The organism is Pelagibacterium halotolerans B2 (genome assembly GCF_000230555.1).
GTDB classification, from domain to species: Bacteria; Pseudomonadota; Alphaproteobacteria; order Rhizobiales; family Devosiaceae; genus Pelagibacterium; species Pelagibacterium halotolerans.
Window position 1 is genome coordinate 2,901,257 of sequence record NC_016078.1, and the last position, 22,822, is coordinate 2,924,078.

Here is a 22,822-nt window from a genome sequence, read left to right on the forward strand (position 1 = left end):
GATCTCGGAAAAACAAGGAGAGTTCTCATCATGTCATCCGATTTCGCCGCTCCGGTGGCCGGCCTCTTTCGGGCCGTATTCATCCCGGCGGTTCTTGCCGTCTCGCTGAGCGCAGCTCCGGCCTGGGCCCAGGACGCAGAACCTGCCCCCGCCGCCCAGGCAGCGGAACAGGCGGCGCCCGAAGCGGCTGCGCCTGCCGAACCCGTTTCCCCCGATACCGTTCTGGCCACCGTGGGCGGAGAAGAAATCACCGAGGGCGATCTGGTTCTGGCTGCAGAAGAGCTGACCCAGGAACTCCAGTCCATTCCCGCCGACCAGCGGCGCGGTTTCCTTTTGACCGTCATCATCGACATGAAGCTGATGGCCAGTGCCGCCCGCGAGGATGGGCTTGCCGAGACCGAGGATTTCACCCGGCGCCTTGCCTATCTCGAGGATCAGGCCCTGCGCCGCGCCTTTTTCAACTCGATCGTCGAAAATCAGGTGACCGAAGAGGCGATCCAGGCTGCCTATGAGGAACTGGTCGCCGATTTCGCTCCCGAGCCCGAAGTGCGGGCCCGCCACATCCTGGTGCCCACCGAGGAGGAGGCCAACGAAATCCGCGCCGAGATCGAAGGCGGTCGCGAGTTTGCCGACGCCGCCAGCGAATACGGCACCGACGGCACCCGCGCCAATGGCGGCGATCTGGGCTATTTCTCCACCGGCATGATGGTCCCCGAATTCGAGCAGGCCGCCATGGCGCTTGAAATCGGCGAACTCTCTCAGCCGGTCGAAAGCCAGTTCGGCTTCCACCTGATCTATCTCGAAGACCGTCGCCTCTCCGAAGCGCCCCCGCTCGAGGAAGTGCGCCAGCAGGTTGCCCAGCAGGTTCTCTATGAGAACTACGAAGCGGCAATCGACGAAATCAAGACCGGCGTCGAAATCGAGATCGAAGACCCCGACCTCGCCGCTCAGGTCGAGGCCCAGGGCGGCATTTAATGCCCGCCACCTGATCCGCTCATGTCGAACCCCGGTCTAAACGCCGGGGTTCTTTTTTGTCGCCGCCATGATGGTGGCCACAACCCTTTCGATATCGGCGTCCGAGCCTTCGAGCCGGCCGGTCAGAAGCCGGTGCCAGGCAAACCCGGCAAGAAGTTCGATGATGACGGCGCTATCGGCCCCGGGGTCGATTTCGCCGCGCGCCTTGGCCCGGTCCACCAATTGTTCGGCAAATTTGCGCCGCACCCGCTCATAGGCAAACAGCGCCTCGGCGGCCTGCGGGTCGCTCTGGGCCTCCGCGATCACCGAGCGGAATACGGTGCCGCAGATCCCCTCACTCCAGAACCCGATCAGTTGGTTGGTCAGAAACCCCCGCAGATCGTCTTCGAAATTGCCGGTATCGGGGAATGCCCTGGCATTCTTGAACCCCTGATAGACGTCGAGCAGCAGGGCCGCCTTGGAGGGCCACCAGCGATAGACCGTCGGCTTGCCGGCCCGCGCCCGCCGCGCCACCGCTTCGATGGAAAACCCCGATAGCCCCTCTTCGCTCAGGATGGCTTCGGCCGCATCGAGAATGGCCTGCTGGCTGGCCGGATTGCGTTTGGCGCCGATCGAGCCGCGCCTGACCGCGTCCGTACCGTCTTCTTTTGCCATTGTCTCGTCTTCCTTCCCTCGACCCGACGCGGTGCGTCCGGCCCTCCCCATGTTCAAATGCCCTGCTCTCCCGGTCGAAACCGAAAGAGCCGCCTCGCCCCGACCGGGCAGCGCTTTTATCGACCGGTCCCGCAATCCCGCGCCCGATGCCAATTCTTCAGCCCCACCCCCAAATCGGGCCAGCGCGAGATATAGGCAAAAAAACTGAAAATATCCACTTGAACGAAACGGCTCGTTTCAATATATAACGAAACGTTCCGTTTCGAAAGGCATTCAAAATGTCCACTATTTCATCCTCCACCCGCTCGCCCTCCGCCGCCACCGCTGGCCAGGCGCCTTCACTCCGCCCCGACAGGTCGCGGCAGTTTCTTGTGACCCTGATCGGGGTCTATCCCATCATCACACTCATTCTCTACCTCGTCCTCCCTCTCACCGCCGGCTGGCCCATCTGGCAGACGACCCTGATCGTCGCCCCGATCATGGTCGCCATAATGGTGTTCTGGATGATCCCCCAGATCCAGAAGCGCTTTGCCGGTTTCATCATGCGCCCCGCGCGCCGGTGAGCCCGCAACATAAACAGACCGGCGGTCCGGGCCGCCGGTCTGCAACCGGGCATGCGTGAAAAGTCGATGACCAGCGCCGCCTGGCGGGCCGCCTCCCGGCAAAAAATGTGCGCTATACTGAACCGATCCGATTCCCATGCGGATCCGTTCCATGCCCTACGCCACGCTCTGCGACCAGATTACCATCGCCACGCCCGCACCTGCCGTCTGGAATGCCCTTGTTGACCGCGACAAGAGCCGCATCTGGGCGGGCGCCGATTTCGCCACCGACTGGCAACCCGGCTCCTCACTTGTCCTCACGCCGCTGATTGTCGGAAAAAAGAGCGCGGACAAGGGCGAGGTCCTCCGCGCCATCGCCCCCGACATCCTGTCCTATCGCGTCCTGCCCCGCGTTTCGGGCCTGCCCGACCTGCCCGAAAATTATTCCCTCATCACCATCCGGCTCGCCGAAACGGCCGGACAGACCCGCCTCGAGGTTACCCATTCCGTCCCCGCTTCCCCGGTGCGCAGGGGCAAGAATTTCGAGATCGGCCCCGACTCGGGCCGCAACCATGTGGCCTTTTACTGGCGGAGCACATTGCCGCTGCTGCGCGACCTCGTCGAAAACCGCGATACGATGGCCTTGCGCATCGCGCGGCACGCCGCCCGGCAATAGATTGCGCCCCTTGCCAGAGGAGAGATGTTAAGGCACACGGTGGGCTTGAAATACCTCGCGTCCCCAAGGACTTCCGCCATGGCCCTGCCCGTCTCTCCCCTTGCCCCCAAAACCTATGTCGCCCCGCCCGCCATTGCCGGCGTGCGCTTTGCCACCGCCGAAGCGGGCATCCGCTACAAGGGGCGCACCGACGTGCTGCTCGCGGTTTTCGATCCGGGCACAGTGGTTGCCGGCGTTTTGACGCGTTCGCTCTGCCCCTCCGCCGCCATCGATTGGTGCCGGCAGAACCTTGGCGGCGGCACAGCCCGCGCACTCGTCGTCAATTCGGGCAACGCCAACGCCTTTACCGGTTTAAAGGGCATCGAATCGGTGAAACTGACCGCCGACATCGCCGCCAAGGCAGTGGGGTGTGAAGCGTCCGAAATCTTTCTCGCCTCGACCGGCGTCATCGGCGAACCGCTCGACGCCACCAAATTCGATGGCGTGCTGCAGAACCTCACGGGCCAACTGACCGCCGAGCCTTGGATGGAGCCGGCCAGGGCGATTATGACCACCGACACCTTCCCCAAGCTGGCCGAGGCAACGATCGACATCGACGGCACGACGACCTCCATCGCTGGCATCGCCAAGGGATCGGGCATGATCGCGCCCGACATGGCGACAATGCTCAGCTTCGTCTTCACCGACGCCCCCGTCGCCGCCGATGTGCTCCAGGCGCTGCTCGCCAAACACAACCGGACGAGCTTTAACGCCATCACCGTCGACAGCGACACCTCGACCTCCGATACGCTTCTGGCCTTCGCTACGGGCAAGGCGGGGATCGATCCCATCGCCTCCCTCGACGATCCGCGCGCCGAAATCTTCGGCGAGGCGCTCAATGACGTGCTGTTCGACCTCGCCATGCAGGTGGTGCGCGACGGCGAAGGGGCGACCAAATTCGTCGCCGTCAACGTCACCGGCGCCACATCCGACGACAGCGCGGCAAAAATCGCCCGCGCCATCGCCGACTCCCCCCTCGTCAAGACGGCAATCGCCGGCGAGGACGCCAATTGGGGCCGCATCGTCATGGCGGTGGGCAAGGCCGGCCAGCCCGCCGACCGCGACCGGCTTACCATCGCCTTTGGCGAGCATGTCCTCGCCCGCAACGGGCAGCGCGCGCCCGATTATTCCGAGGATGCGGCGACCGCCTATATGAAGGGCGAAGAACTTTCGATCAGCGTCGATATCGGGCTCGGCGAAGGCAGCGCCACGGTTTACACCTGCGATCTGACCCACGGCTATATCGATATCAACGGCAGCTACAGAAGTTAGAGCGTTGTCAGCAAAAGTGGGAACCGGTTTTGCGGTTCGACAACGCGACAAAAGAGAAGTGTGATCCAGCTTGCTCACTGTATCCGAAATCGAAACCGCGTCCCTCGCCACTTGGCCGGCGCTGGAAACCATCGAGGATGGCCAATGGCGCGCCCGGCTTGCAGCGGGCTTTTCGGGGCGCTCCAATTCGATCTGGGCGCTCGACCCTTCCGATGACGGCAACGCCGCCCAACGGATCGATGCGCTTTCGGCCCGCTACACCGAACACGATCTGCCCACCGTCTTCAGGGTGACGCCGCTGACCGGCGACAGCATTCTCGATGCGCTCGATGGAGCGGGCTGGGAGCGTTTCAAGACGAGCCTCGTGCTCTGTGCACCCCTCACCCAGACCGACGGCTTCGATGGCGCCGCCAGCCTTTACGATGCGACCGACCCTGCCTTTCTCGCCGCGCAAACGGCGCTTCAGGGTTTCGACGCCGCGCAGCAGGCGACCTTCGCCGCCATCCTCGGCGCGCTCAAGCGTCCGGCCTGCGGCATCGTCCTCGCCGATGATCACGGAGCCCCCGGAGCATCGCTCCTGTGTGTCGAGAGCGAGGGCATCGTCATGGTCTATGACGTCATCACCTCCAAGGCGCTGCGCGGCCAAGGCTTCGGGCGCCGCATGATGGCCAGCGCGCTGAGCTGGGGCGCCGAAAACGGCGCCAGCCACGCAGCCCTCCAGGTCCAGGGCGACAACGGTCCGGCCATTGCCCTCTATCTCGCCATGGGGTTCGTCTTCCGCTACCCCTACCACTACCGCCGCAAGCCAGAGGCCCAAGCGCAATGAAAATCACCCTCGTCGTGGCCTGCGCGCTTGTCGACGCCGACCGGCGCGTGCTGATCGCCCAGCGGCCTCAAGGCAAGCAACTTGCCGGCCTGTGGGAATTTCCCGGCGGCAAGATCGAGCCCGGAGAAACCCCCGAAGCCGCGCTGATCCGCGAACTGGCTGAAGAGTTGGAAATCGAGACAAAAGAAGCCTGCCTCGCCCCCTTGACCTTTGCCAGCCACACCTATGACGACTGGCATCTGATGATGCCGCTCTATGTGTGCAGGAAATGGCAGGGCACGCCCGTCGCCAACGAGCATTCAGCGCTCAAATGGGTGCGCCCGCAAAAGCTGCACGATTACCCAATGCCCCCCGCCGACATCCCGCTGATCGCCCCGCTCTGCGACCTGCTCTGAACCTTTTCCACCACCGCTTGAAACGCTCAAGCGATGGTCCGCATTCTCGTCAAAGTTCCGTAATCAGCTCTGCGGCGTGCCGTCCGCGACCGGAGCCGGCTGGCCGGCCCCCAGGGCGTCGAGTGGGCTGAAAAGCGTATCGAAAAACCCGCCCACCGCATTGTTGATCGCTTCGCCCCGCGCTGCCATTTCCGCCTCGGCATTGAGACGGCGCTGCTCGGCCTCCGCAGCGGCGGCCTCGGAATCGGCAAGCCGTATGATCGCGCTTTGAATCGCCGCTGCATCGGCGGACTGGCGGGCCTGGAAGGCCGAAACGATGGACGCATCGGCCACCACCGCCTGGCAGCTTCCCGCCATTGATGCCGTCGCATTGACGGCCGTCGGCTGGCGGAACACATACCGCCCGTCGCAAACATCCCATGCGGGAGGCGTATTGGCGACCTCGAAATAATCGTAGCCCTGTTTGATATTGTTCCAGAAATCGATGTGCTGGCTCGACTGGTGCTTGGCCATGTTTTCCGGCGTCATGCGGAACGGAAAGATCTGCACCTCGAACGAACGGTTGCCGCCGGTGAAAGCCTCCCGCGCCAGGGCGTAAATCTCGGCGATCTGCTCGTCTTCCATGGCATAACACCCCGCCGACGAGCACGCGCCATGCACCATCAGATGGCTGCCCGTCCGCCCGTGGGTGCGATCATATCGATTGGGAAAGCCCAGATTGAAGGCCAGGTAATAGTTCGAGTTCGGGTTCATCAGTCCCGGGGTAATCGTATAGAACCCTTCGGGCGCCTGCCGGTCGCCCTCGTAGAATTTGGGCCCCAACTCGCCCGACCATGTGCAGATCTCATAGGATTTGAACAGCTTGTAATCGCCCGCCGCCGTCTGCTTCCAGACTTCGAGCACCGATTCTTCCTTGAAGATGCGGATCATCATGGCCGCTTGCGGGCTGGACCCCATGGAAGCCAGCCGCGTCTTGGCGGCCCCCGAAAGCGGAACGAGATGACGGCCGTCGCCCTCGAGCGCCGAACATGAGGCCAGAACACCCGCAACAACGAGCGATACGGCCAGAAGGACGATTTTACGGAGCATTTATGCCCTGACCCAACAGTTCCTGTACGCCTTGCCCCCGGCCCCTCTATGCCACTACAGGGTTAACGCTCGGTAAGGTTGTCGGGTAATCGACCTAAATTTTACGCAAATTGCAAGACGGCGCGGTCAAATTCAGGTGAGCGCGGTCCCGATCGCCAGGAATTTCTCACGCCGCTGCTCGCGGATTTCCAGCGGCCCCAGATCGTCGTCATATTCGCCGAGAAACTTGACGATTTCGGCCCGGGCGTCGGCGAACACCTTTTCGGGGTTGCGATGCGCGCCGCCGATAGGCTCCTCGATGATCCCGTCGATCACTTTCAGCGCCAGGAGATCCTGGGCGGTGATCTTCTGGGCGGCGGCCATGTCCTGGGCCTTGCCCGCATCGCGGAACAGGATCGATGCGCCCGCCTCGGGCGAGATCACCGAATAGACCGAATGTTCGAGCATGAGCACCTTGTTGGTCGCCGCAATGGCGATCGCCCCGCCCGAGCCGCCCTCGCCGATGACGATGGAGAGATTGGGCACGCCGATCTCGAGACATTTTTCCGTCGAGCGCGCGATGGCCTCGGCCTGACCGCGCTCTTCGGCGCCGATACCGGGATAGGCCCCCGCCGTATCGACGAACGAGATCACCGGCAGGCCGAACCGGTCGGCCATTTCCATGATCCGAACCGCCTTGCGGTAGCCCTCGGGCCGCGCCATGCCGAAATTGTGCTTGAGCCGGCTTTCGGTATCATTGCCCTTTTCCTGGCCCAGAATGGCCACCGGCACCCCGTCGATGCGCCCGAACCCGGCCTGAATGGCGGGGTCTTCGGCATATTTGCGGTCCCCGGCCAGGGGCGTCCATTCGGTCACCAGCGCCGAAAGGTAATTGGAAAAATGCGGGCGCTGCGGATGGCGCGCCACCTGCGTCTTCTGCCAGGGAGTGAGCTTTTTATAGATGTCACGCAAGGCATCGTCGGCCCGCTGCTGCAGGCGGGAAACCTCGTCACCGATCGAGACCGCCTCGTCGGTCTGGGCGAGGTTCTTGAGCTCGGCGATCTTGCCTTCGAGCTCGGCGACGGGTTTTTCGAAATCGAGATATGACTGCATGCAATCCGCCCGTTTCGGGCAACCTTCTCATGTTTGTACGGCCGGCACCAGATGCCAGCGAGCGCGATGACCTATGGTCCCAAAGTGGCGGGAAAGTGTCGATTAGACCTGCCCGTGTCAAGCATCGTCCGACAGCGGATGGTGATCTTCGAGCAGTTTGCGCAGATGGGCGTCAAGAACATGGGTATAAATCTGGGTGGTTGAAATGTCCGCATGGCCCAAAAGCATCTGCACCACCCGCAAGTCCGCCCCGTTCTGAAGCAGGTGGGAGGCGAAGGCATGGCGCAGCACGTGCGGGGACACCTTGGCAACCGGCAATCCGGCCCGCCCCGCCAATCCCTTGAGGTCGCGCGCGAACACCTGCCGCGCCAGGTGCCCCTCGGCTCCTTTGGCGGGAAAAACGAATTTTTCCTTCCCGGTACTCTCGATCCACCCCACCAGGGCGTCCTTGGCCCGGTCGTTGAGCGGCACCAGCCGCTCCTTGCCGCCCTTGCCCGCAATGGTCAAATGATCGGCCTCGCGCCGCACCGCCTTGCGCTCGAGCGCCACCAGCTCGGACACCCGCAGCCCCGTGGCATAGAGCAATTCGAGCAGCACGTAGAGCCGCACCGCGCCATCCTCGCCCCCCGCCGCTTCGTCCTCGGCGCATTTCAAAAGCCTGTCCACCTCCTCGACCGAAAGCACCTTGGGCAGCCCCCGCCCCGCCTTCGGTGCCGAAACGATGCGTGTGGGATCGTCGGCCTTGCTGCCCTCGGACACCAAAAACCTGTGCAATTGCCGCACCGCGCTCAATCGCCTGGCGCTCGAACTCGCCGCAAGGCCCTGTTCGGAAAGATGGGCGAGATAAAGAGCGACATCCTCGCGTCCCGCCTCGGAAATCGCCTTGTGCCTGTTGGCCAGAAAACCGGCATAATCGAGCAGGTCACGCTGGTAGGCTTGGATCGTATTGGCTGCCGCGCCGCGTTCGGCGCTCATCATTTCAAGGAACGCCTCGATGAGATGGCCGTCCTTTGTCACTGCGTATCCGCCAGCAGGTCGCGCGTGGGAACCCGCACCGTCACCTCGCGCTCATTGGGCTCGACAAGCACCGCCAGCGCGAACATGCCCGCATAGGCCAGCCCGACGACAAAGGCGATTGCAACCAGCAGGCGAAACAATGTGGGCATGGGCATCCTCGGCGATCCGAGGTGATTTTTCCAGATTTGCGCGTCCCTCGCAAGCGAGCGACCTTGACAGCCAGACCGCCAGAGGCTTGAACCACTTCAACCAATAGGGGCACCGAGATGGGGCAGAACGCGACAGGCATCGCCAAGCCGAAAGCCGAAAGCCAGGTGCTCGACGCCCTGGCCGGACGGCCCGTCGTGCTCGTGGGCATGATGGGCGCGGGCAAGACCACCGTCGGCCGCCGTCTTGCCAACCGGCTTGGCCTGCCCTTCACCGATTCCGACGCGGAAATCGAAACCGCCGCCGGCATGTCGATCCCCGATATCTTCGCCGCCCATGGCGAACCCGAATTCCGGGCCGGCGAAGCCCGTGTCATCTCGCGCCTGCTGCGCGAGCATCAGGGCATAATCGCGACGGGCGGCGGCGCCTTCATCAATCCCGAAACCCGGGACGCCATAAAGACCCATGCGGTATCGATCTGGATCAAGGCCGATTTCGACCTGCTGTTCGCCCGCGTATCCAAACGCCCCGGCCGTCCCCTGCTCCAGACGCCCGACCCGCGCGGCACGCTCCAGGGCCTGATCGACAAGCGCTATCCCGTCTATGCCCTTGCCGACCTGACCGTCGCTTCGCGCGATGTGCCCCATGACGTGGTCGTCAACGACATCCTCGCCGCCATTTCGCGCCATTTCGACACAACGAAAGCCCAATGAGTTTGCAGCATCCGCCACTCCACACAGTTCATGTGCCGCTGGGCGCGCGCGCCTATGACATCGTCATCGCCCCCGATGCGATCGACAGTGCGGGCGCTCGGCTGGCTGCAATGTTCCCCGGGGCGCGCTACGGCATCGTGACAGATGACAATGTCGCAAGCGCCCAGCTTCCGCGCCTTGCCGCATCGCTCGATGCTGCCGGGCTCGCCCACAGCGAAATCCTCGTCCCCGCCGGCGAGGCCTCCAAATCCTGGGGCCACCTTCAGACCGTCGTCGATGCCATCCTTGCCGCCCGGCTCGAACGCAGCGACATCCTGATTGCGCTTGGCGGCGGGGTCATCGGCGATCTGGCCGGCTTTGCCGCGTCCATCGCCCGGCGCGGCATGGATTTCGTCCAGATCCCCACCTCGCTTCTCGCCCAGGTGGATTCCTCGGTCGGGGGCAAGACCGGCATCAATTCGAGCCACGGCAAGAACCTTGTCGGCGCCTTCCACCAACCCCGTCTGGTGCTGGCCGACCTTGCAGCGCTCGAAACTCTCCCACCGCGCCAGTTCGCCGCCGGCTATGCCGAACTGGCCAAATACGGGCTGATCGACGACGAGGACCTGTTTTTCTGGCTCGAAGCCAACTATCCCGAAATCCAGGCCGGCGGCCCCGCCCGGGGCGAGGCCATTGCCCGCGCTTGCGCCGCCAAGGCCCGCGTCGTTGCCGAGGACGAACGCGAAACCGGCAATCGCGCCCTGCTCAATCTCGGCCACACCTTCGGCCACGCGCTTGAAAAGGCGACAGGCTATTCCGACCGCCTGCTCCATGGTGAAGGCGTCGCCATCGGCATGGTGCTGGCGCATCGATTTTCGGCGAAACTGGGCCTTGCTCCTTCCCAGGATGCCGGCCGTGTCGAGGCCCATTTGAAAAATGCCGGCCTGCCCACTACATTGGCCGATATTCCCGGAGACCTGCCACCCACTCCAGTGCTCATGGACGCCATCGGCCAGGACAAGAAAGTGTCGCGCGGCGCGCTGACCTTCATCCTGACCCGCGGCATCGGCAGGGCCTTCATCGAAAAGAACGTCGACCCGCAAACGGTCGCAACCTTCCTTGAGGAAATTCGCTGATGTCGCTGTGGCTGTCCCTGCTCGCCATTATCGCCCTTCTGGCCCTGAGCTTTTTCTTTTCCGGCTCGGAAACCGCGCTGACCGCCTCCTCGCGGGCCCGCATGTACCAATTGGCCAAATCGGGCAACAAGCGCGCCTCGCTTGTCGAAAAGCTCACGGCAGAGAAAGAACGCCTGATCGGCGCCATCCTTCTGGGCAACAACGTCGTCAACATTCTGGCCTCGACGCTTGCCGCTTCGGTGCTGATCCAGATTTTCGGCGAGGCCGGCATCGCCTATGCCACCCTGGCCATGACCGCCGCCGTCGTGGTCTTTTCCGAGGTACTGCCGAAAACCCTCGCCCTGATCCGGCCCGACGGCTTTGCCCTCGTGGTTGCACCCGTCATCCGGGTGATCGTCCTGGTGTTTTCACCGGTAACGCTGGCCGTCCAGGCCCTCGTCAACCTCATCCTGCGCCTGTTCGGCCTCGATCCCGACAAGGCCAGCGACATCTCGGGCCATGAGGAATTGCGCGGTACCGTGGATTTCCTTCATTCCGAGGGCGAAGTGGTCAAGGGCGACCGCGACATGCTGGGCGGCATTTTGGACCTGCGCGAACTCGAAGTGTCCGACGTCATGGTGCACAGAACGCGCATGCTGGCGCTCGATGCCGACATGCCGACCGACGAACTGATCGGCGCCATCCTCGACAGCCCCTTCACCCGCGTGCCGCTCTATAAGGACAAGCAGGACAACATCATCGGCGTGGTCCACGCCAAGGATCTCCTGCGCGCCATCCAGAAGGCCGACGGCGATTTCACAAGGGTCAACCCCGCCAGGATCGCCTTCAAGCCATGGTTCGTGCCCGATACGACCTCGGCCCAGGCCCAGCTCAACGCCTTTTTGAAGCGCAAGCTGCATTTCGCACTGGTTGTCGATGAATATGGCGAGGTCCAGGGGCTCATCACGCTCGAAGACATCCTCGAGGAAATCGTGGGCGAGATCGCCGACGAGCACGACGCTGTGATCGATGGCGTGCGCAAGCAGGCCGATGGTTCCTACATTGTTGATGGACAGCTTCCCATCCGCGACCTCAACCGCGCGCTCGACTGGAACCTGCCCGACGAGGAAGCCACCACCGTTGCCGGGCTGGTGATTCACGAAGCCAAGCTGATCCCCGATCCGGGCCAGCAATTCACCTTCCACAATCTGCGCTTCAAGGTGTTGCGCCGCCAGCACAACCGCGTCACCCAGCTCAGGATTTCGCCCGTCGAAATGGCCGTCAGCGCGAAGGGGTGACCTTGATGGCCAGCGCGTGCAGCCCGGCATCGAACTGATCGGAAAGCGCCGCGTTGATGGCGCGATGCTGTTCGATACGGCTCAGCCCGTCGAGTTTTTCGCTGGCAATGATGATGCGGAAATGGGTATTGCCCCCTTCCCGCCATCCTGCGTGACCATGATGACGCTCTGAATCGTCGATCACCTCGATGGCACTCGGTGCGAAGATTTCGGTGAGTTTGGCTTCGATGTCGTCGCGAACGCTCATGTGTCAACACGCCTGTTATTGAAAATAGAACAAATTGAACCGGGCAAGCCGGTTCCAAACGGTATATGATTATGGGCTTTCGTTTCGCTAGAGCGATCTTACGAAAACCTGCTGGCCCCGCAACAAAGGTTCCCGTTCGCTTTCATGTCGACCAACTCCAAATCCAATATCTTCGATTCCGTCCGCATCAAGCCTCGCCGCTCTCAGGTTGAAGAGCAGGTGGCGACGCATCCGGCGTGCGATTGGGAAGGATGCGACAAGCCCGGCATGCACAAGGCGCCCAAAGGCGCGCGCTCCGAGGGCCAGTTCCACAATTTCTGCCTTGAGCATGTGCGCCACTACAACAAGGCCTACAATTATTTCTCCGGCATGGACGACGAGGAAATCGCCGATCACGCCACGAAAATGAACGCGCCCGGCAGCCGCGAGACCTGGGCCTATGGCTCCAACCGCTTCGGCAAATCCGATCCGCAGCCAAAAAAATACAAGCCCCGCGACTATACCGGCAGCCAGTTCCGCGACGTCAACGGCGTCTTCGCCCGCTTGCGCTCACGCGCCCGCCAGGATGCAGGTGGCAAGGGCGAAAATGCCGAGCGCGCCATCACGCTCACCGGTCAGGACCGGGCCGCTTTCGAGGTGCTGGGCCTTGATGGCCGCAAGGCATCCATTGAGATCAAGTCGGCCTACAAGGCCCTGGTCAAGCTCCATCACCCCGACGCCAATGGCGGCGACAAGGGCTCCGAAGACCGGCTGCGCAACATCATTTCCGCTTATAACCATCTCAAGCAGCGCGGCTTTGTCTGATGTTCTGCAATGCGAAAAGCCCGGCGAAACACCTCCCGGACGCTTGCGGCATCGGCTCCTCTAGGTTTATGGCAGTTGTGTTGCTATAAGCGCTCCGAATTTTTTCCCAAAAGACGCGAACCGAACGCGCCTTAGCATCGGAAAAACATGGGTTCCGGTGCGCCCGAGACGAGGCAAATCATGACTGAGTTTTCCAACCTCCCCGACACCGAGTATTCAGTGCGCGATCTGTTCGGGATCGACAGCGACATGGTGGTCAAGGGCTATAAGGACCGCACCGACCACGTGCCCGAGATCGATCCGGACTATCTGTTCGATCGCAACACCACTCTCGCCATTCTCGCCGGTTTCGCTTTCAACCGCCGCGTCATGGTGCAGGGCTATCACGGCACGGGCAAATCCACTCATATCGAACAGGTCGCCGCACGGCTCAACTGGCCGCTGGTCCGCGTCAATCTCGATAGCCACGTTTCCCGTATCGACCTTGTCGGCAAGGACGCCATCGTCCTGCGCGACGGCAAGCAGGTCACCGAGTTCCGCGACGGCATCCTGCCCTGGGCCGTCCAGAACAACATCGCGCTGGTGTTCGACGAATACGACGCCGGACGCCCCGATGTGATGTTCGTGATCCAGCGCGTGCTCGAAGTGGCCGGCCGCCTGACGCTCCTCGACCAGAACCGCGTCATCCGCCCGCACCCCGCCTTCCGGCTGTTTGCGACGACCAACACCATCGGTCTCGGCGACACCTCGGGCCTCTATCACGGCACCCAGCAGATCAACCAGGGCCAGATGGACCGCTGGTCGATTGTCGTGACGCTGAACTATCTGCCGCACGAAAAGGAAGTCGGCATCGTTCTGGCCAAGGCCAAGAGCTACGACAAGGACGATGAGGGCCGTAAACTGGTCTCCAACATGGTCCGCGTCGCCGATCTCACCCGCTCGGCCTTCATCAATGGCGACCTCTCGACCGTCATGAGCCCGCGCGCCGTCATCACCTGGGCCGAAAACGCCGAAATCTTCGGCGATATCGGCTTTGCCTTCCGGCTGACATTCCTCAACAAATGCGACGAACTCGAGCGCCCCGTAGTCGCCGAATTCTACCAGCGGGTGTTCGGCGTCGATCTGCCCGAATCGGCCGCCAATCTGGCGATTTCGGCGTAAGGGGCGAAGGCGGACTCCGGTGCTTGCCGCTCCCCCCTCACCCCGGCCCTCTCCCCTCGAGGGGAGAGGGAGGCTCTTGCCGAAGCGTCGGTGCCCTGCTTTCCTTCGCCCCCTTGGGGGAGAAGGTGGATTGCCCGAAGGGCGAGACGGATGAGGGGGCTCTGAGCTTGCCCCGATCAGAACGGTATTGAGATAAATTCCATGGCCCAGCCCCCGCGCATCAAAGCCAACAAGCCCGACCCGACCGGCCCGTTCAAGGCAGCGGTCGGCGCGGCAGTGCGCACCATTGCAGGCAAGCACGAACTCGAAGTCTCCTTCACCGCCGACCGGCCCATCCTCACCGCAGATAAGGCCCGCCTTGCCGCCCTGCCCCGGCTGCCGACCTCCCGCGACATCGCCATCGCCCGCGGCCAGGGCGACGCCATGGCCATGCGCATGGCCAGCCACGATGCCGATACCCATCGCCGCCTTGCCCCCAGGGACCCGGACGCCAAAGCCGCCTTCGACGCCCTCGAACAGGCGCGCGTGGAATCGCTGGGCTGCGCACGCATGGCCGGCATGAGCGGCAACATCGCCGAGATGATCGAGGACCGGCTGTTCCGCGCCAATTATGCCAATGTCACCGATATCGCTGACGCCCCATTGGCCGAGGCACTGGGGCTGATGATGCGCGAAAAGGTCGCCGGCATCCCCATCCCGCCCTCGGGCACCCCCATTGTCGACCTCTGGCGCGAAAGGCTCGAGGGCCGCCTTGGCACCTCGCTGGACGATTTGGCCGGCCATCTCGACAACCAGACCGAATTTTCAAGAAAGACCCGCTCCATCCTGCGCGATCTCGACCTTCTGGCCGAAGCCGATCCCGACCAGTTCGACCAGGACGATTCCGACGGTTCCGATCAGGATGCTCAGAACAATCAGGCCACCAATGGCGAGGAGGAAGAGCAGGACGGCGACGCCGACAACCAGGACATGGACGGCACCGACGAGGCGCCCGGCGAGCACGAGGAAACCGGCGACGTCGAGGGCATGGAAGCCGACAGCGCCGACACCGACGAGGACGCCCAGGCCGAAGCCGGCGAGGATGCCCCCGCCCCGCCCCCGCAGGGCGAAGGCGAGCAGCGCCTGTCCAACCAGCCGACCTACAAGATCTTCACCGACAAGTTCGACGAGATCGTCTCGGCCGCCGATCTGTGCCCGCCCGAAGAGCTCGACCAGCTCCGCCAATTGCTCGACAAGCAGCTCGAACATCTGGCCGGCGCCGTCGCCCGGCTGGCCAATAAGCTGCAGCGCAGATTGATGGCTCAGCAGAACCGTGGCTGGGATTTCGACCTCGAGGAAGGCGTGCTCGATACCGCGCGTTTAACCCGCGTCGTCACCGATCCGCTGCAGGCTCTTTCCTTCAAGGCCGAGCGCGACACCGAATTTCGCGACACCTGCGTGACGCTTCTGATCGACAATTCCGGCTCCATGCGCGGCCGGCCCATCACCATTGCGGCGATCTGCGGCGATATTCTCGCGCGCACGCTGGAGCGCTGCGGCGTCAAGGTGGAAATCCTCGGCTTTACCACCCGCGCCTGGAAGGGCGGCAAATCGCGCGAAGCCTGGCTCGATGCCGGACGTCCGCCCAATCCCGGCCGCGTCAACGACATCCGCCACATCATCTATAAGGGCGCCGACGAACCATGGCGCCACGCCAAGCGCAATCTGGGCCTGATGATGCGCGAGGGGTTGCTGAAAGAAAACATCGACGGCGAAGCTCTGCAATGGGCCCACAAGCGCATCGTCAACCGCCCGGAAAACCGCCGCATCCTCATGGTGATTTCCGACGGCGCCCCGGTCGATGATTCCACGCAAAGCGTCAATCCGGGCAACTACCTCGAAGCCCATCTGCGCGCTGTGATCGAGGAGATCGAAACCCGCTCGCCGGTCCAACTGGTCGCCATCGGCATCGGCCATGACGTGACGCGCTATTATCGCCGCGCCGTCACCATCCTCGACGCAGACGAACTGGCCGGCGCCATGACCGACAATCTGGCCGCCCTGTTCGACGAAGAACTGCCCGGCGAAGCCCGGAGGCGGCGCTGAGACGTTTCGCCGGCGCCTCCTTGTTGACGGTCACACTCGGTCTGGCGGCAGCATCCGCTCCCGCCCAGTCCCCGAGTGCCGAAGCGATAACGGTTTCCGCCCGCCCCATCACCGGCTTCCGCAACGCTGCGATCGGCGAACCAATCGACGGGCTGATTTTTGAAGGCGGGCTGGAGCTGACCGCCACCCATCCCGATTTCGGCGGCATGTCCGGGCTCGCCTTTCTCGATGCCGCCCGGTTCGTCGTGGTCACCGATCAGGGGCGCTTCCTTTCGGGCACGCTCGATCTCGCCGATGGCGCCCCCGCGGGTCTCTCCGATGCCCAAATCGATATCGTCCGCAATTCCTCGGGCAATCCCCTGCCCAACAGGTTTTCTTCCGATTCCGAAGCCATCGAGATTGTGGTCCGCGACGGCCGGCCCGACGCCGTGCGGGTGGGGTTTGAGAACCTGGCCCGCATAGCAGAATTCGATCTCGTCGACGGACGCCCTTTCGGCCCGGCCCGCGAAGTCGCCATCCCTCAATGGCTGACCGATTTGCGCACCAATGAATCCATCGAATCGGTGTGCATCGCCCCGCCCGCTTCCCCGGTCGCCGGCTCGACCCTGATCATTGCAGAGGCCCACGCCCGGATCGCTGGCCAATGGGCCGCAACCCTTCTGGGCAATCGTGATCGCGGCGATCTGGGGCTGGAAATGGCCCCGGGCGTCAATCCCACCGATTGCGCCTTCCTGCCCAATGGCGATCTGCTCGTCCTCGAACGCGGCCTGGCCTTCCTTGCCTTTTCCATGCAGGTCCGCCTGATCCCCGCCGAAGAGGTCCGCCCCGGTGCCACCATGGCTGGCGAGGTGATCGTTTCGGGCTCGGGCAGCGCAGTCGACAGTTTCGAAGGATTGGGCGTGCGCACCTTGCCCGACGGCCAAACCCGGGTCACCATTGTTTCCGACGACAATTTCAATTCCTTCCAGCGTACCCTGCTGCTCGAATTTTCTCTTCCCGACTAGGAGTTCCCCATGAACATCGACCTGCTGCGCGCCTTGTGCGAAACCCCCGGCGTCCCCGGCCGCGAACACCGCGTGCGCAAACTGATCGAAACCGAAATCGAAGGCCTTTTCGATGAGGTCAGAACCGATTCCATGGGCTCGCTGATTGCCGTACGCAAATCGCGCACCAAAGCCAAAAACCCGCTGAAAATCATGCTGCTCTGCCACATGGACGAGATCGGGTTCCTGGTCACCCATGTGTCCGAAAAGGGCTGGATCCACATCGACAATGTCGGCGGCTTCGATCCGCGCACCCTGTTCGCACGCCGCGTCAAGGTCGTTACCCCCGATGGCGATTACCCAGGCGTCATGAACGCCGGCGGGCGTCCGCTGCACATATCATCGCCCGAAGATCGCAAGAAGATCCCCGCCATCAAGGAGTTCTTCGTCGATATCGGTTTCGGCGCCGAGACCCGCGAGAAAGTCCGGGTCGGCGATTTCATCGTCATGGACGAGCCGCTCATCGAAATGGGCGAAAAGATCGTCTCCAAGGCCCTCGACAACCGTGTCGCCTGCTGGCTGGGCATCGAGGCCATCCGCGCCCTCGCCGAAAGCGGGGTCGACCATGAGTGCGAAATCCACGTCGCCTTCACCACGCAGGAAGAAGTGGGCCTGCGCGGCGCCCGCACCGCCGCCTTCGCCGTTTCACCCGATATCGGGCTCGGTATCGATACGACGCTGGCCTGCGATACGCCGGGCGTGCCCGAAAACGAAATGGTCACCGCCCAGGGCAAGGGCGTTGGCCTGACCATCAAGGATGGCTCGTTCATCGCCGATTTCGATCTGGTCGAGGAGATCGAGGCGCTGGCCAAAAAACAAGATATCCCCGTCCAGCGCTCCATCCTCGCTTCGGGCGGACAGGACGCCGCCGCCGCCCAGCAGGCCGCCGCCGGCGCCCGCGCCATCGGCATCGTGGTGGGCACCCGCTATATCCACACGGTCGCCGAAATGATCGAAAAATCCGACCTCAAGGCGGCCCTCGATATTCTCGTCGCCTACCTCAAGGGCAAATAAAAAGGGGCCGAAAGGCCCCCTTTTTCATTATGCCACCGACACCGTCCGGTCCGGAATGGCCCGCCGCAGCGCCTTGTAGGGCACCAGCAAAACCAGCGTCACAATAATCTTGACGAGGAAGTCGCCCACCGCCAGCGATACCCAGAGCGGCACGTCCGGCCCCACCGAAAGCAAGGGGGTCGGGAAGGGGAGCGAGCCGTCTTCCAGCCCCAGCCCCGTATCGAGAAACGCGAACGCCGTCGCAAAGGCGATGCCGAAGAACAGGATCGTATCGATCACCGCGCCCAGCACCGACGAGATCAGCGGCGCATGCCACCATTTGCCGGCCCGGAGCTTGTCGAAAATCGAAACGTCGAGGAACTGGGCGATAAGGAAGGCCGAACCCGAGGCGATCGCGATGCGCGGCGAGGCAAGGAAAATGCTCCACACCACGGCGATGGCAAAACCGACAAGCACCACCACCCGCGCCGCCGCCGGCCCGAAATGGCGGTTGGTCAGATCGTTGACCATGAAGGCCACCGGATAGGTGAAAGCGCCCCAGGTCAGAATATCGGCGAGGTTGATTGCGCCCAGCGACGCCTCGACCGGAAATTGCACGAGATAGTTCGACGCGGTGACCACCACCGCCATGGCCAGAACGGCCCAGAAAAAACGTACGCCCATAGCGTCGCTGTCCTTTTCCACAAGCGGCAAGATGACCGCCGGATTGATCCACAAAGCCTTATGGCTTCGATGAAGTGGCCGCGATCCGGCAGGTGACCGGTGCAACCAGAAAGAAAACGCCGCGTCAGGCTACCCTCACGCGGCGCGAAAATTCCTGCGCGTCATCTCGCCTTAGCTGGCGATAGCGGCGCGGACTTCCTTCTTGATGCCGAGCGCGCGGACCGAAAGGTCCTCGTCCTTGGCTTTCATGAGGAAAGCATCGAGACCGCCACGGTGCTCGACGGTGCGCAGCGCGGACGCCGAAACGCGCAGCTTGACCGAACGGTCCAGCGCTTCGGAAATCAGCGTCACGTCGCAGAGGTTGGGCAGAAAGCGGCGGCGGGTCCGGTTGAGCGCATGGCTCACATTGTTGCCGGTCATCACGCCCTTGCCGGTGAGTTCACAGCGCCGTGCCATTGTTCTAATTCCTGTCAATCGTATCGGGACCGGGGCGAGCCCCCAGTCAACCGGTCTGGGTTCTAAAGTGGAAGAAACTTTGGCCGGGGATATAGAGAAACGGGGCCAGTCCGTCAAGCGTTAGCGCGTCTGCGCAGCCTTATTGTGTCCCAAGGCCGCTGGACAGGCCGAATCGCAGCAGGCAACCTAGCGGTTACACTGATTCGTGACGCGGCGAATCCGGTTGCGGCCCTGTAACGAAATCGAGTCTCGCGTGAAGCGCTTTTCCCTATCGTCTTTCGCCCTCGGCATCGCCCTCGCTCTTGGCCTTGCAGCGCCCGGCCACGCACAGCAGGCCGGCTCGATCGCCTCCTATGTGGTTTCCATCGGCGGCATCAATGTTTCCAATATCGACATAAGGCTCGGTCTCGAAGGCTCGGGCTATCAACTCGACGTCGTGGCCGACGTCACCGGCCTCGCCCAGGTCGTGGCCCAGGGGTCGGGCGCCGTCAATTCGGGCGGCACGATCACATCGACCGGGCTGCAATCGAACCGCTTCTACCTCGAAACCCGCACCGCCGACGAGCGCTTCGCGCTCCAGACCGCCTATGCCGGCGGCAATGCTTCGGTCGGCGACGTCACGCCGGCCCTGGTCGAAAACGCCGACCGCGTGCCCGTAAACGCTTCCCACCGCTCCGGGGTCAACGACCCGCTCGCCGCCTTCATCCTGCGCGGCCAGGCGCTCGATCGATCCCTGTGCAACCGCACCCTGCGCATCTATACCGGCATCGAGCGCTTCGACATGCCTTTAAGCTATGTCGAAACCACCACCGCCACCTCGACCCGCACCGCCTATCAGGGCCCCGTGGTGTTGTGTGCCATGCGCTACGTGCCGATCTCGGGCCATTTCGAAACGTCTGAAATCACCGCCTATCTGCGCGATTCCAACCGCATGCTGGTCTGGTATATGCCCTTGCGCGATTCGGGCTTTTTCATCCCCTACCGCGTCCTGATGGGCTCGAGCTTTGGCGATATTTCGATGGTTCTGGTCGGGCTGCAATAATCAGGCGTTCGCGCCCGATACTCCCTTGCGCTCGGAAAACCCGCGAAAGCTCTTGAACACCAGCGGCATCAACGTCATCGCCAGATAGCAGACCCCCGCCACAAGCAACGCCGCCGAAAGCCCCAGCCCGGCGATCAGCGCCCCACCGAAAATCCCCCCGAACGGCATCAGTGCCCAGGCCGAGGCCGTGACCAGCGATGAGACGCGCCCGACCAGATTTTCCGGTATCCGTTCAAGGATCACCGCCGAAAGGATCGGGTTTAAAAACCCCGAAGCGAATCCGCCCACCGCAAGCGTTGCCAGAATGCCGGCCAGCGGCGCGTCGAACGCGAACACCGCAAAGCGTGGCAGCGAGATGATCATGAAGGCGCCGACATAGACCGGCAGCCTGGGCATCTTTTCGCCCAGCGCGGTGGCCACCATGGCCCCCAGCACCGAAAATCCCGACATCACCGCAAAGATCAGCCCCAGCGTTTCCGCCCCGCGCCCGCCCTCCTGAGCCCACACCGGCACCAGAACCGCGGCATAGGCCTGATCGAGCAGATTGGTCACAGCCACCATCACAGCGATCCCCACCAGCACCGCATCGCCGCGCAAGAAGGCAAATCCTTCCCTAAGCTCGCTGCCATAGCTGGTCTTTGCCGCCGGCTCCTCCGCCTCGGCCTTTTCCCGCGTTCCCGGCCGGACGCCAAGCAAGAGGATCGCCGCCGCAAAACCCAGCGTCACGGCATTGAACGTGAGCGCCATGGCCGGCCCGACCAGCGCCACCAACGCCCCTGCAGCGCCCGCCCCCACCGTCGAAGCCAGCCGCTCGATCGTGCCCACAACGCCGGTCACCCGCTCGAGCGGCAGGTTTCCCCGGCGCGCCACCAGCGGCACCAATGCGTGCTTGGCGGCATCGGCCGGTCCCTGCAACAGCCCCACCAGCGCAACGAGCGGAAACAGCAAAGGCACGCTGAGCAGATCGAGCGCGGAAAGAAGCGGTATAGCGCCCACCGCAAACAGCCCGAAAAAATCTCCAAGCACCGAAACCCGTCGCGGCCCGATCCTGTCGATCAGCGGCCCGCCCAGCGCCTTGGCCAGCACATAGGGCGCCATTTCGGCAAACACCACCAGCCCGGTCAGCAAAGGATCGCCCGTCACCGTCAGCACCAGCCAGGGAATGGCGATCACCGACAGTCGCGTGCCCGAAATCGAAAAAATCTGCGCTACGACAAGCGCGACAAAATCACGACGCCCGTTCACTCGTCTTCTCCCTTGCCCAAGGGCTGATAGGGAAAGCCATGCAGATGCACGGTGAAGGGCCGCCAGCCTTCAGCCAGTTCTTCGCCCGGCGCCGGTGCCTCTCCCTTGTGTTTCATGAGCAGGGCATGGATGTCTTCCATCAGCCCCTGCGCCGCCTCGGCCGACATGGCAATTGTGTAATCGGAAAAGGTCTGCGCCTTCTTCCACTCCTGTGGCAGGTCGTTGAACCCTTCATGGGCCCGCTGCATGGCCGCTGCATGATGGGAAATCACCGATTGCATCATGGCCATGCTGGCATCGAGCGCTTCGCCCCGCGCCTCGGAAAGCTCGATCATTGTCGATTCATGTTTTGCCTTCCACCAGCGGTCGCGCCTGTTGCCGCGCGTCTCATCGGCTTCGATGAACCCGTGCCCGGCCAATTGCCGCAAATGATAGCTCGTCGCCCCCGAATTGAGCCCCAGCCGCTCGGCCAGTGTCGTCGCCGTCTGCGGCCCCTCCATGCGCAATATGCCCAGCATTTTCAGCCGGTCGGGATGGGTCAGCGCCTTGAGCGCCTTGGGACCGGGCACGATTTTTGAAATTTCACGCATGGGAAGACCTCGATGGCTGTTGCCGCCGAGACTATAACCGCAAAGATTATTTTGCAAATATTTATTTGCAATCAAACGTTGGATGCGATTCCCAACCGCTCCCGAACAAAGTCCACACGCTCGGAAACGCCGATCTTGGGGAGTACGACAACCTCATACCCGAGCGCTGGATACGCCCGCTCCAACCGCTCATATTCCGCAACCGCTTCCTCGAAGCCATGCTGGCGTTCAGGATCGGTCACATAAATCTCCGGCCAGGGCGGCGTGAGAAACACCGTTCGATGATAGCGGTGCGCCGCCAATAGGCTCCGGTCCAGTTCGCCCCCGCCCGCCGCTTCGAGCGCGATGGCAGCATCGATCAGCCCCCTGTCGAAAAACACCCGGCCCTCGTAATTCTCGGCTCGCGCCCGGTCCTCCAGCGCCACCGCCATGGCCCGCCGCGCGAAAGCCGCCATGTCCACCCACGGCAGCGCGCGACCCTCCCCGGCCAATTCCTGCGCCACGATCCGCCGTCCCGGCTCTTCGACCGTTGCAAAGCCGCGCGCCGCCAATCCGGCAAGCAGGGTGGACTTGCCCCCGCCCGAACAGCCTGAAATCACGACAAATTTCTCGCTCATATCCACTCCATTGCAACGACCCCCGC

General features: G+C 63.1%; 26 protein-coding genes. 15 read left to right on the forward strand and 11 right to left on the reverse strand.

All coding sequences use genetic code 11. The features are described 5' to 3' along the window. The first annotated feature begins 30 nt into the window (after positions 1-30). Entirely contained in the window at positions 31-975 is a 945-nt protein-coding gene (locus tag KKY_RS14155) for a peptidylprolyl isomerase (protein ID WP_014132049.1), read from the forward strand. 36 nt (positions 976-1,011) lie between these two features. Here KKY_RS14155 and KKY_RS14160 read toward each other — a convergent pair whose 3' ends face one another. Next, positions 1,012-1,629 (reverse strand): TetR/AcrR family transcriptional regulator, encoded by a 618-nt coding sequence (locus KKY_RS14160; RefSeq protein ID WP_014132050.1) that lies wholly within the window; start codon positions 1,627-1,629, stop codon positions 1,012-1,014. A gap of 278 nt (positions 1,630-1,907) precedes the next feature. On the opposite strand from KKY_RS14160, the gene KKY_RS14165 reads away from it, so the two are divergent. The 5 genes from KKY_RS14165 (at position 1,908) to KKY_RS14185 (ending at position 5,379) form a co-directional block, all read left to right on the forward strand. Beyond that, the gene (locus KKY_RS14165; RefSeq protein ID WP_014132051.1) at positions 1,908-2,192 is read left to right on the forward strand and encodes a putative antibiotic biosynthesis monooxygenase; all 285 of its coding nucleotides are present in this window, start codon (positions 1,908-1,910) and stop codon (positions 2,190-2,192) included. Positions 2,193-2,328: 136 nt separating this feature from the next. Further along, positions 2,329-2,847, forward strand: coding sequence for an SRPBCC family protein (locus KKY_RS19710; RefSeq protein WP_050811725.1), 519 nt, complete (start codon positions 2,329-2,331; stop codon positions 2,845-2,847). 78 nt (positions 2,848-2,925) lie between these two features. Next, a complete protein-coding gene (argJ, locus tag KKY_RS14175; RefSeq protein WP_014132053.1) occupies positions 2,926-4,158 on the forward strand; it encodes a bifunctional glutamate N-acetyltransferase/amino-acid acetyltransferase ArgJ in 1,233 nt (410 codons plus the stop codon). 70 nt (positions 4,159-4,228) lie between these two features. Continuing rightward, positions 4,229-4,984 (forward strand): GNAT family N-acetyltransferase, encoded by a 756-nt coding sequence (locus KKY_RS14180; RefSeq protein WP_014132054.1) that lies wholly within the window; start codon positions 4,229-4,231, stop codon positions 4,982-4,984. Continuing rightward, on the forward strand, positions 4,981-5,379 hold the full coding sequence (locus tag KKY_RS14185) for a (deoxy)nucleoside triphosphate pyrophosphohydrolase (protein WP_014132055.1): 399 nt from the start codon (positions 4,981-4,983) through the stop codon (positions 5,377-5,379). Before KKY_RS14180 ends, KKY_RS14185 begins: the two co-directional genes overlap by 4 nt. 63 nt (positions 5,380-5,442) lie before the next feature. On the opposite strand, the gene KKY_RS14190 is transcribed toward KKY_RS14185, so the two are convergent. The 4 genes from KKY_RS14190 to KKY_RS14205 form a co-directional block, all read right to left on the reverse strand. After that, entirely contained in the window at positions 5,443-6,468 is a 1,026-nt protein-coding gene (locus tag KKY_RS14190) for a L,D-transpeptidase family protein (RefSeq protein WP_014132056.1), read from the reverse strand. A 132-nt stretch (positions 6,469-6,600) separates the two neighbouring features. Then, positions 6,601-7,560, reverse strand: coding sequence for an acetyl-CoA carboxylase carboxyltransferase subunit alpha (locus tag KKY_RS14195; protein ID WP_014132057.1), 960 nt, complete (start codon positions 7,558-7,560; stop codon positions 6,601-6,603). A gap of 117 nt (positions 7,561-7,677) precedes the next feature. Further along, positions 7,678-8,577 carry a site-specific tyrosine recombinase XerD gene (locus KKY_RS14200; protein ID WP_014132058.1) on the reverse strand — a complete coding sequence of 300 codons (900 nt, stop codon included), beginning with the start codon at positions 8,575-8,577 and terminating at the stop codon, positions 7,678-7,680. Then, positions 8,574-8,726 carry a hypothetical protein gene (locus KKY_RS14205; RefSeq protein ID WP_014132059.1) on the reverse strand — a complete coding sequence of 51 codons (153 nt, stop codon included), beginning with the start codon at positions 8,724-8,726 and terminating at the stop codon, positions 8,574-8,576. Before KKY_RS14205 ends, KKY_RS14200 begins: the two co-directional genes overlap by 4 nt. Before the next feature lie 117 nt (positions 8,727-8,843). On the opposite strand from KKY_RS14205, the gene KKY_RS14210 reads away from it, so the two are divergent. The 3 genes from KKY_RS14210 to KKY_RS14220 are packed head-to-tail and all read left to right on the forward strand — an operon-like array spanning position 8,844 to position 11,829. Beyond that, on the forward strand, positions 8,844-9,437 hold the full coding sequence (locus tag KKY_RS14210; RefSeq protein ID WP_014132060.1) for a shikimate kinase: 594 nt from the start codon (positions 8,844-8,846) through the stop codon (positions 9,435-9,437). Then, positions 9,434-10,552 (forward strand): 3-dehydroquinate synthase, encoded by a 1,119-nt coding sequence (aroB, locus tag KKY_RS14215; protein WP_041528796.1) that lies wholly within the window; start codon positions 9,434-9,436, stop codon positions 10,550-10,552. Before KKY_RS14210 ends, aroB begins: the two co-directional genes overlap by 4 nt. Continuing rightward, entirely contained in the window at positions 10,552-11,829 is a 1,278-nt protein-coding gene (locus KKY_RS14220) for an HlyC/CorC family transporter (protein ID WP_014132062.1), read from the forward strand. The genes aroB and KKY_RS14220 overlap by 1 nt, the downstream gene beginning before the upstream one ends. Here KKY_RS14220 and KKY_RS14225 read toward each other — a convergent pair. Beyond that, a complete protein-coding gene (locus tag KKY_RS14225; protein ID WP_014132063.1) occupies positions 11,813-12,076 on the reverse strand; it encodes a BolA family protein in 264 nt (87 codons plus the stop codon). The two genes, KKY_RS14220 and KKY_RS14225, sit on opposite strands and share 17 nt — an antisense overlap. A 144-nt stretch (positions 12,077-12,220) precedes the next feature. Here KKY_RS14225 and KKY_RS14230 point away from each other — a divergent pair, with 144 nt between their 5' ends. From KKY_RS14230 to KKY_RS14250, 5 genes are all read left to right on the forward strand, one after another. After that, positions 12,221-12,880, forward strand: a complete 660-nt coding sequence (locus KKY_RS14230) for a J domain-containing protein (protein WP_014132064.1) — start codon at positions 12,221-12,223, stop codon at positions 12,878-12,880. A gap of 180 nt (positions 12,881-13,060) precedes the next feature. Then, positions 13,061-14,041, forward strand: coding sequence for a cobaltochelatase subunit CobS (gene cobS / locus KKY_RS14235; protein ID WP_014132065.1), 981 nt, complete (start codon positions 13,061-13,063; stop codon positions 14,039-14,041). A 201-nt stretch (positions 14,042-14,242) separates the two neighbouring features. Further along, positions 14,243-16,126, forward strand: coding sequence for a cobaltochelatase subunit CobT (gene cobT / locus KKY_RS14240; protein ID WP_014132066.1), 1,884 nt, complete (start codon positions 14,243-14,245; stop codon positions 16,124-16,126). Positions 16,127-16,149: 23 nt separating this feature from the next. Further along, complete coding sequence (locus KKY_RS14245; RefSeq protein WP_014132067.1) at positions 16,150-17,130, forward strand: esterase-like activity of phytase family protein; 981 nt, start codon at positions 16,150-16,152, stop codon at positions 17,128-17,130. A gap of 9 nt (positions 17,131-17,139) precedes the next feature. Further along, entirely contained in the window at positions 17,140-18,183 is a 1,044-nt protein-coding gene (locus KKY_RS14250; protein ID WP_014132068.1) for a M42 family metallopeptidase, read from the forward strand. A 27-nt stretch (positions 18,184-18,210) separates the two neighbouring features. Here KKY_RS14250 and KKY_RS14255 read toward each other — a convergent pair whose 3' ends face one another. Together KKY_RS14255 and rpmB are read right to left on the reverse strand one after the other, a co-directional pair. Beyond that, positions 18,211-18,846, reverse strand: a complete 636-nt coding sequence (locus KKY_RS14255) for a VUT family protein (protein WP_041529489.1) — start codon at positions 18,844-18,846, stop codon at positions 18,211-18,213. 171 nt (positions 18,847-19,017) lie between these two features. Next, positions 19,018-19,302 carry a 50S ribosomal protein L28 gene (rpmB, locus tag KKY_RS14260; RefSeq protein ID WP_014132070.1) on the reverse strand — a complete coding sequence of 95 codons (285 nt, stop codon included), beginning with the start codon at positions 19,300-19,302 and terminating at the stop codon, positions 19,018-19,020. A 253-nt stretch (positions 19,303-19,555) separates the two neighbouring features. Here rpmB and KKY_RS14265 point away from each other — a divergent pair, with 253 nt between their 5' ends. Continuing rightward, positions 19,556-20,344 carry a DUF3108 domain-containing protein gene (locus tag KKY_RS14265; protein WP_014132071.1) on the forward strand — a complete coding sequence of 263 codons (789 nt, stop codon included), beginning with the start codon at positions 19,556-19,558 and terminating at the stop codon, positions 20,342-20,344. Here KKY_RS14265 and KKY_RS14270 read toward each other — a convergent pair whose 3' ends face one another. The 3 genes from KKY_RS14270 to KKY_RS14280 form a co-directional block, all read right to left on the reverse strand. After that, positions 20,345-21,589 (reverse strand): MFS transporter, encoded by a 1,245-nt coding sequence (locus KKY_RS14270; protein WP_014132072.1) that lies wholly within the window; start codon positions 21,587-21,589, stop codon positions 20,345-20,347. Continuing rightward, positions 21,586-22,179, reverse strand: a complete 594-nt coding sequence (locus tag KKY_RS14275) for an ArsR/SmtB family transcription factor (RefSeq protein ID WP_014132073.1) — start codon at positions 22,177-22,179, stop codon at positions 21,586-21,588. The genes KKY_RS14270 and KKY_RS14275 overlap by 4 nt, the downstream gene beginning before the upstream one ends. 71 nt (positions 22,180-22,250) lie before the next feature. After that, positions 22,251-22,796, reverse strand: a complete 546-nt coding sequence (locus KKY_RS14280) for an AAA family ATPase (RefSeq protein WP_041529490.1) — start codon at positions 22,794-22,796, stop codon at positions 22,251-22,253. Positions 22,797-22,822: the final 26 nt, after the last annotated feature.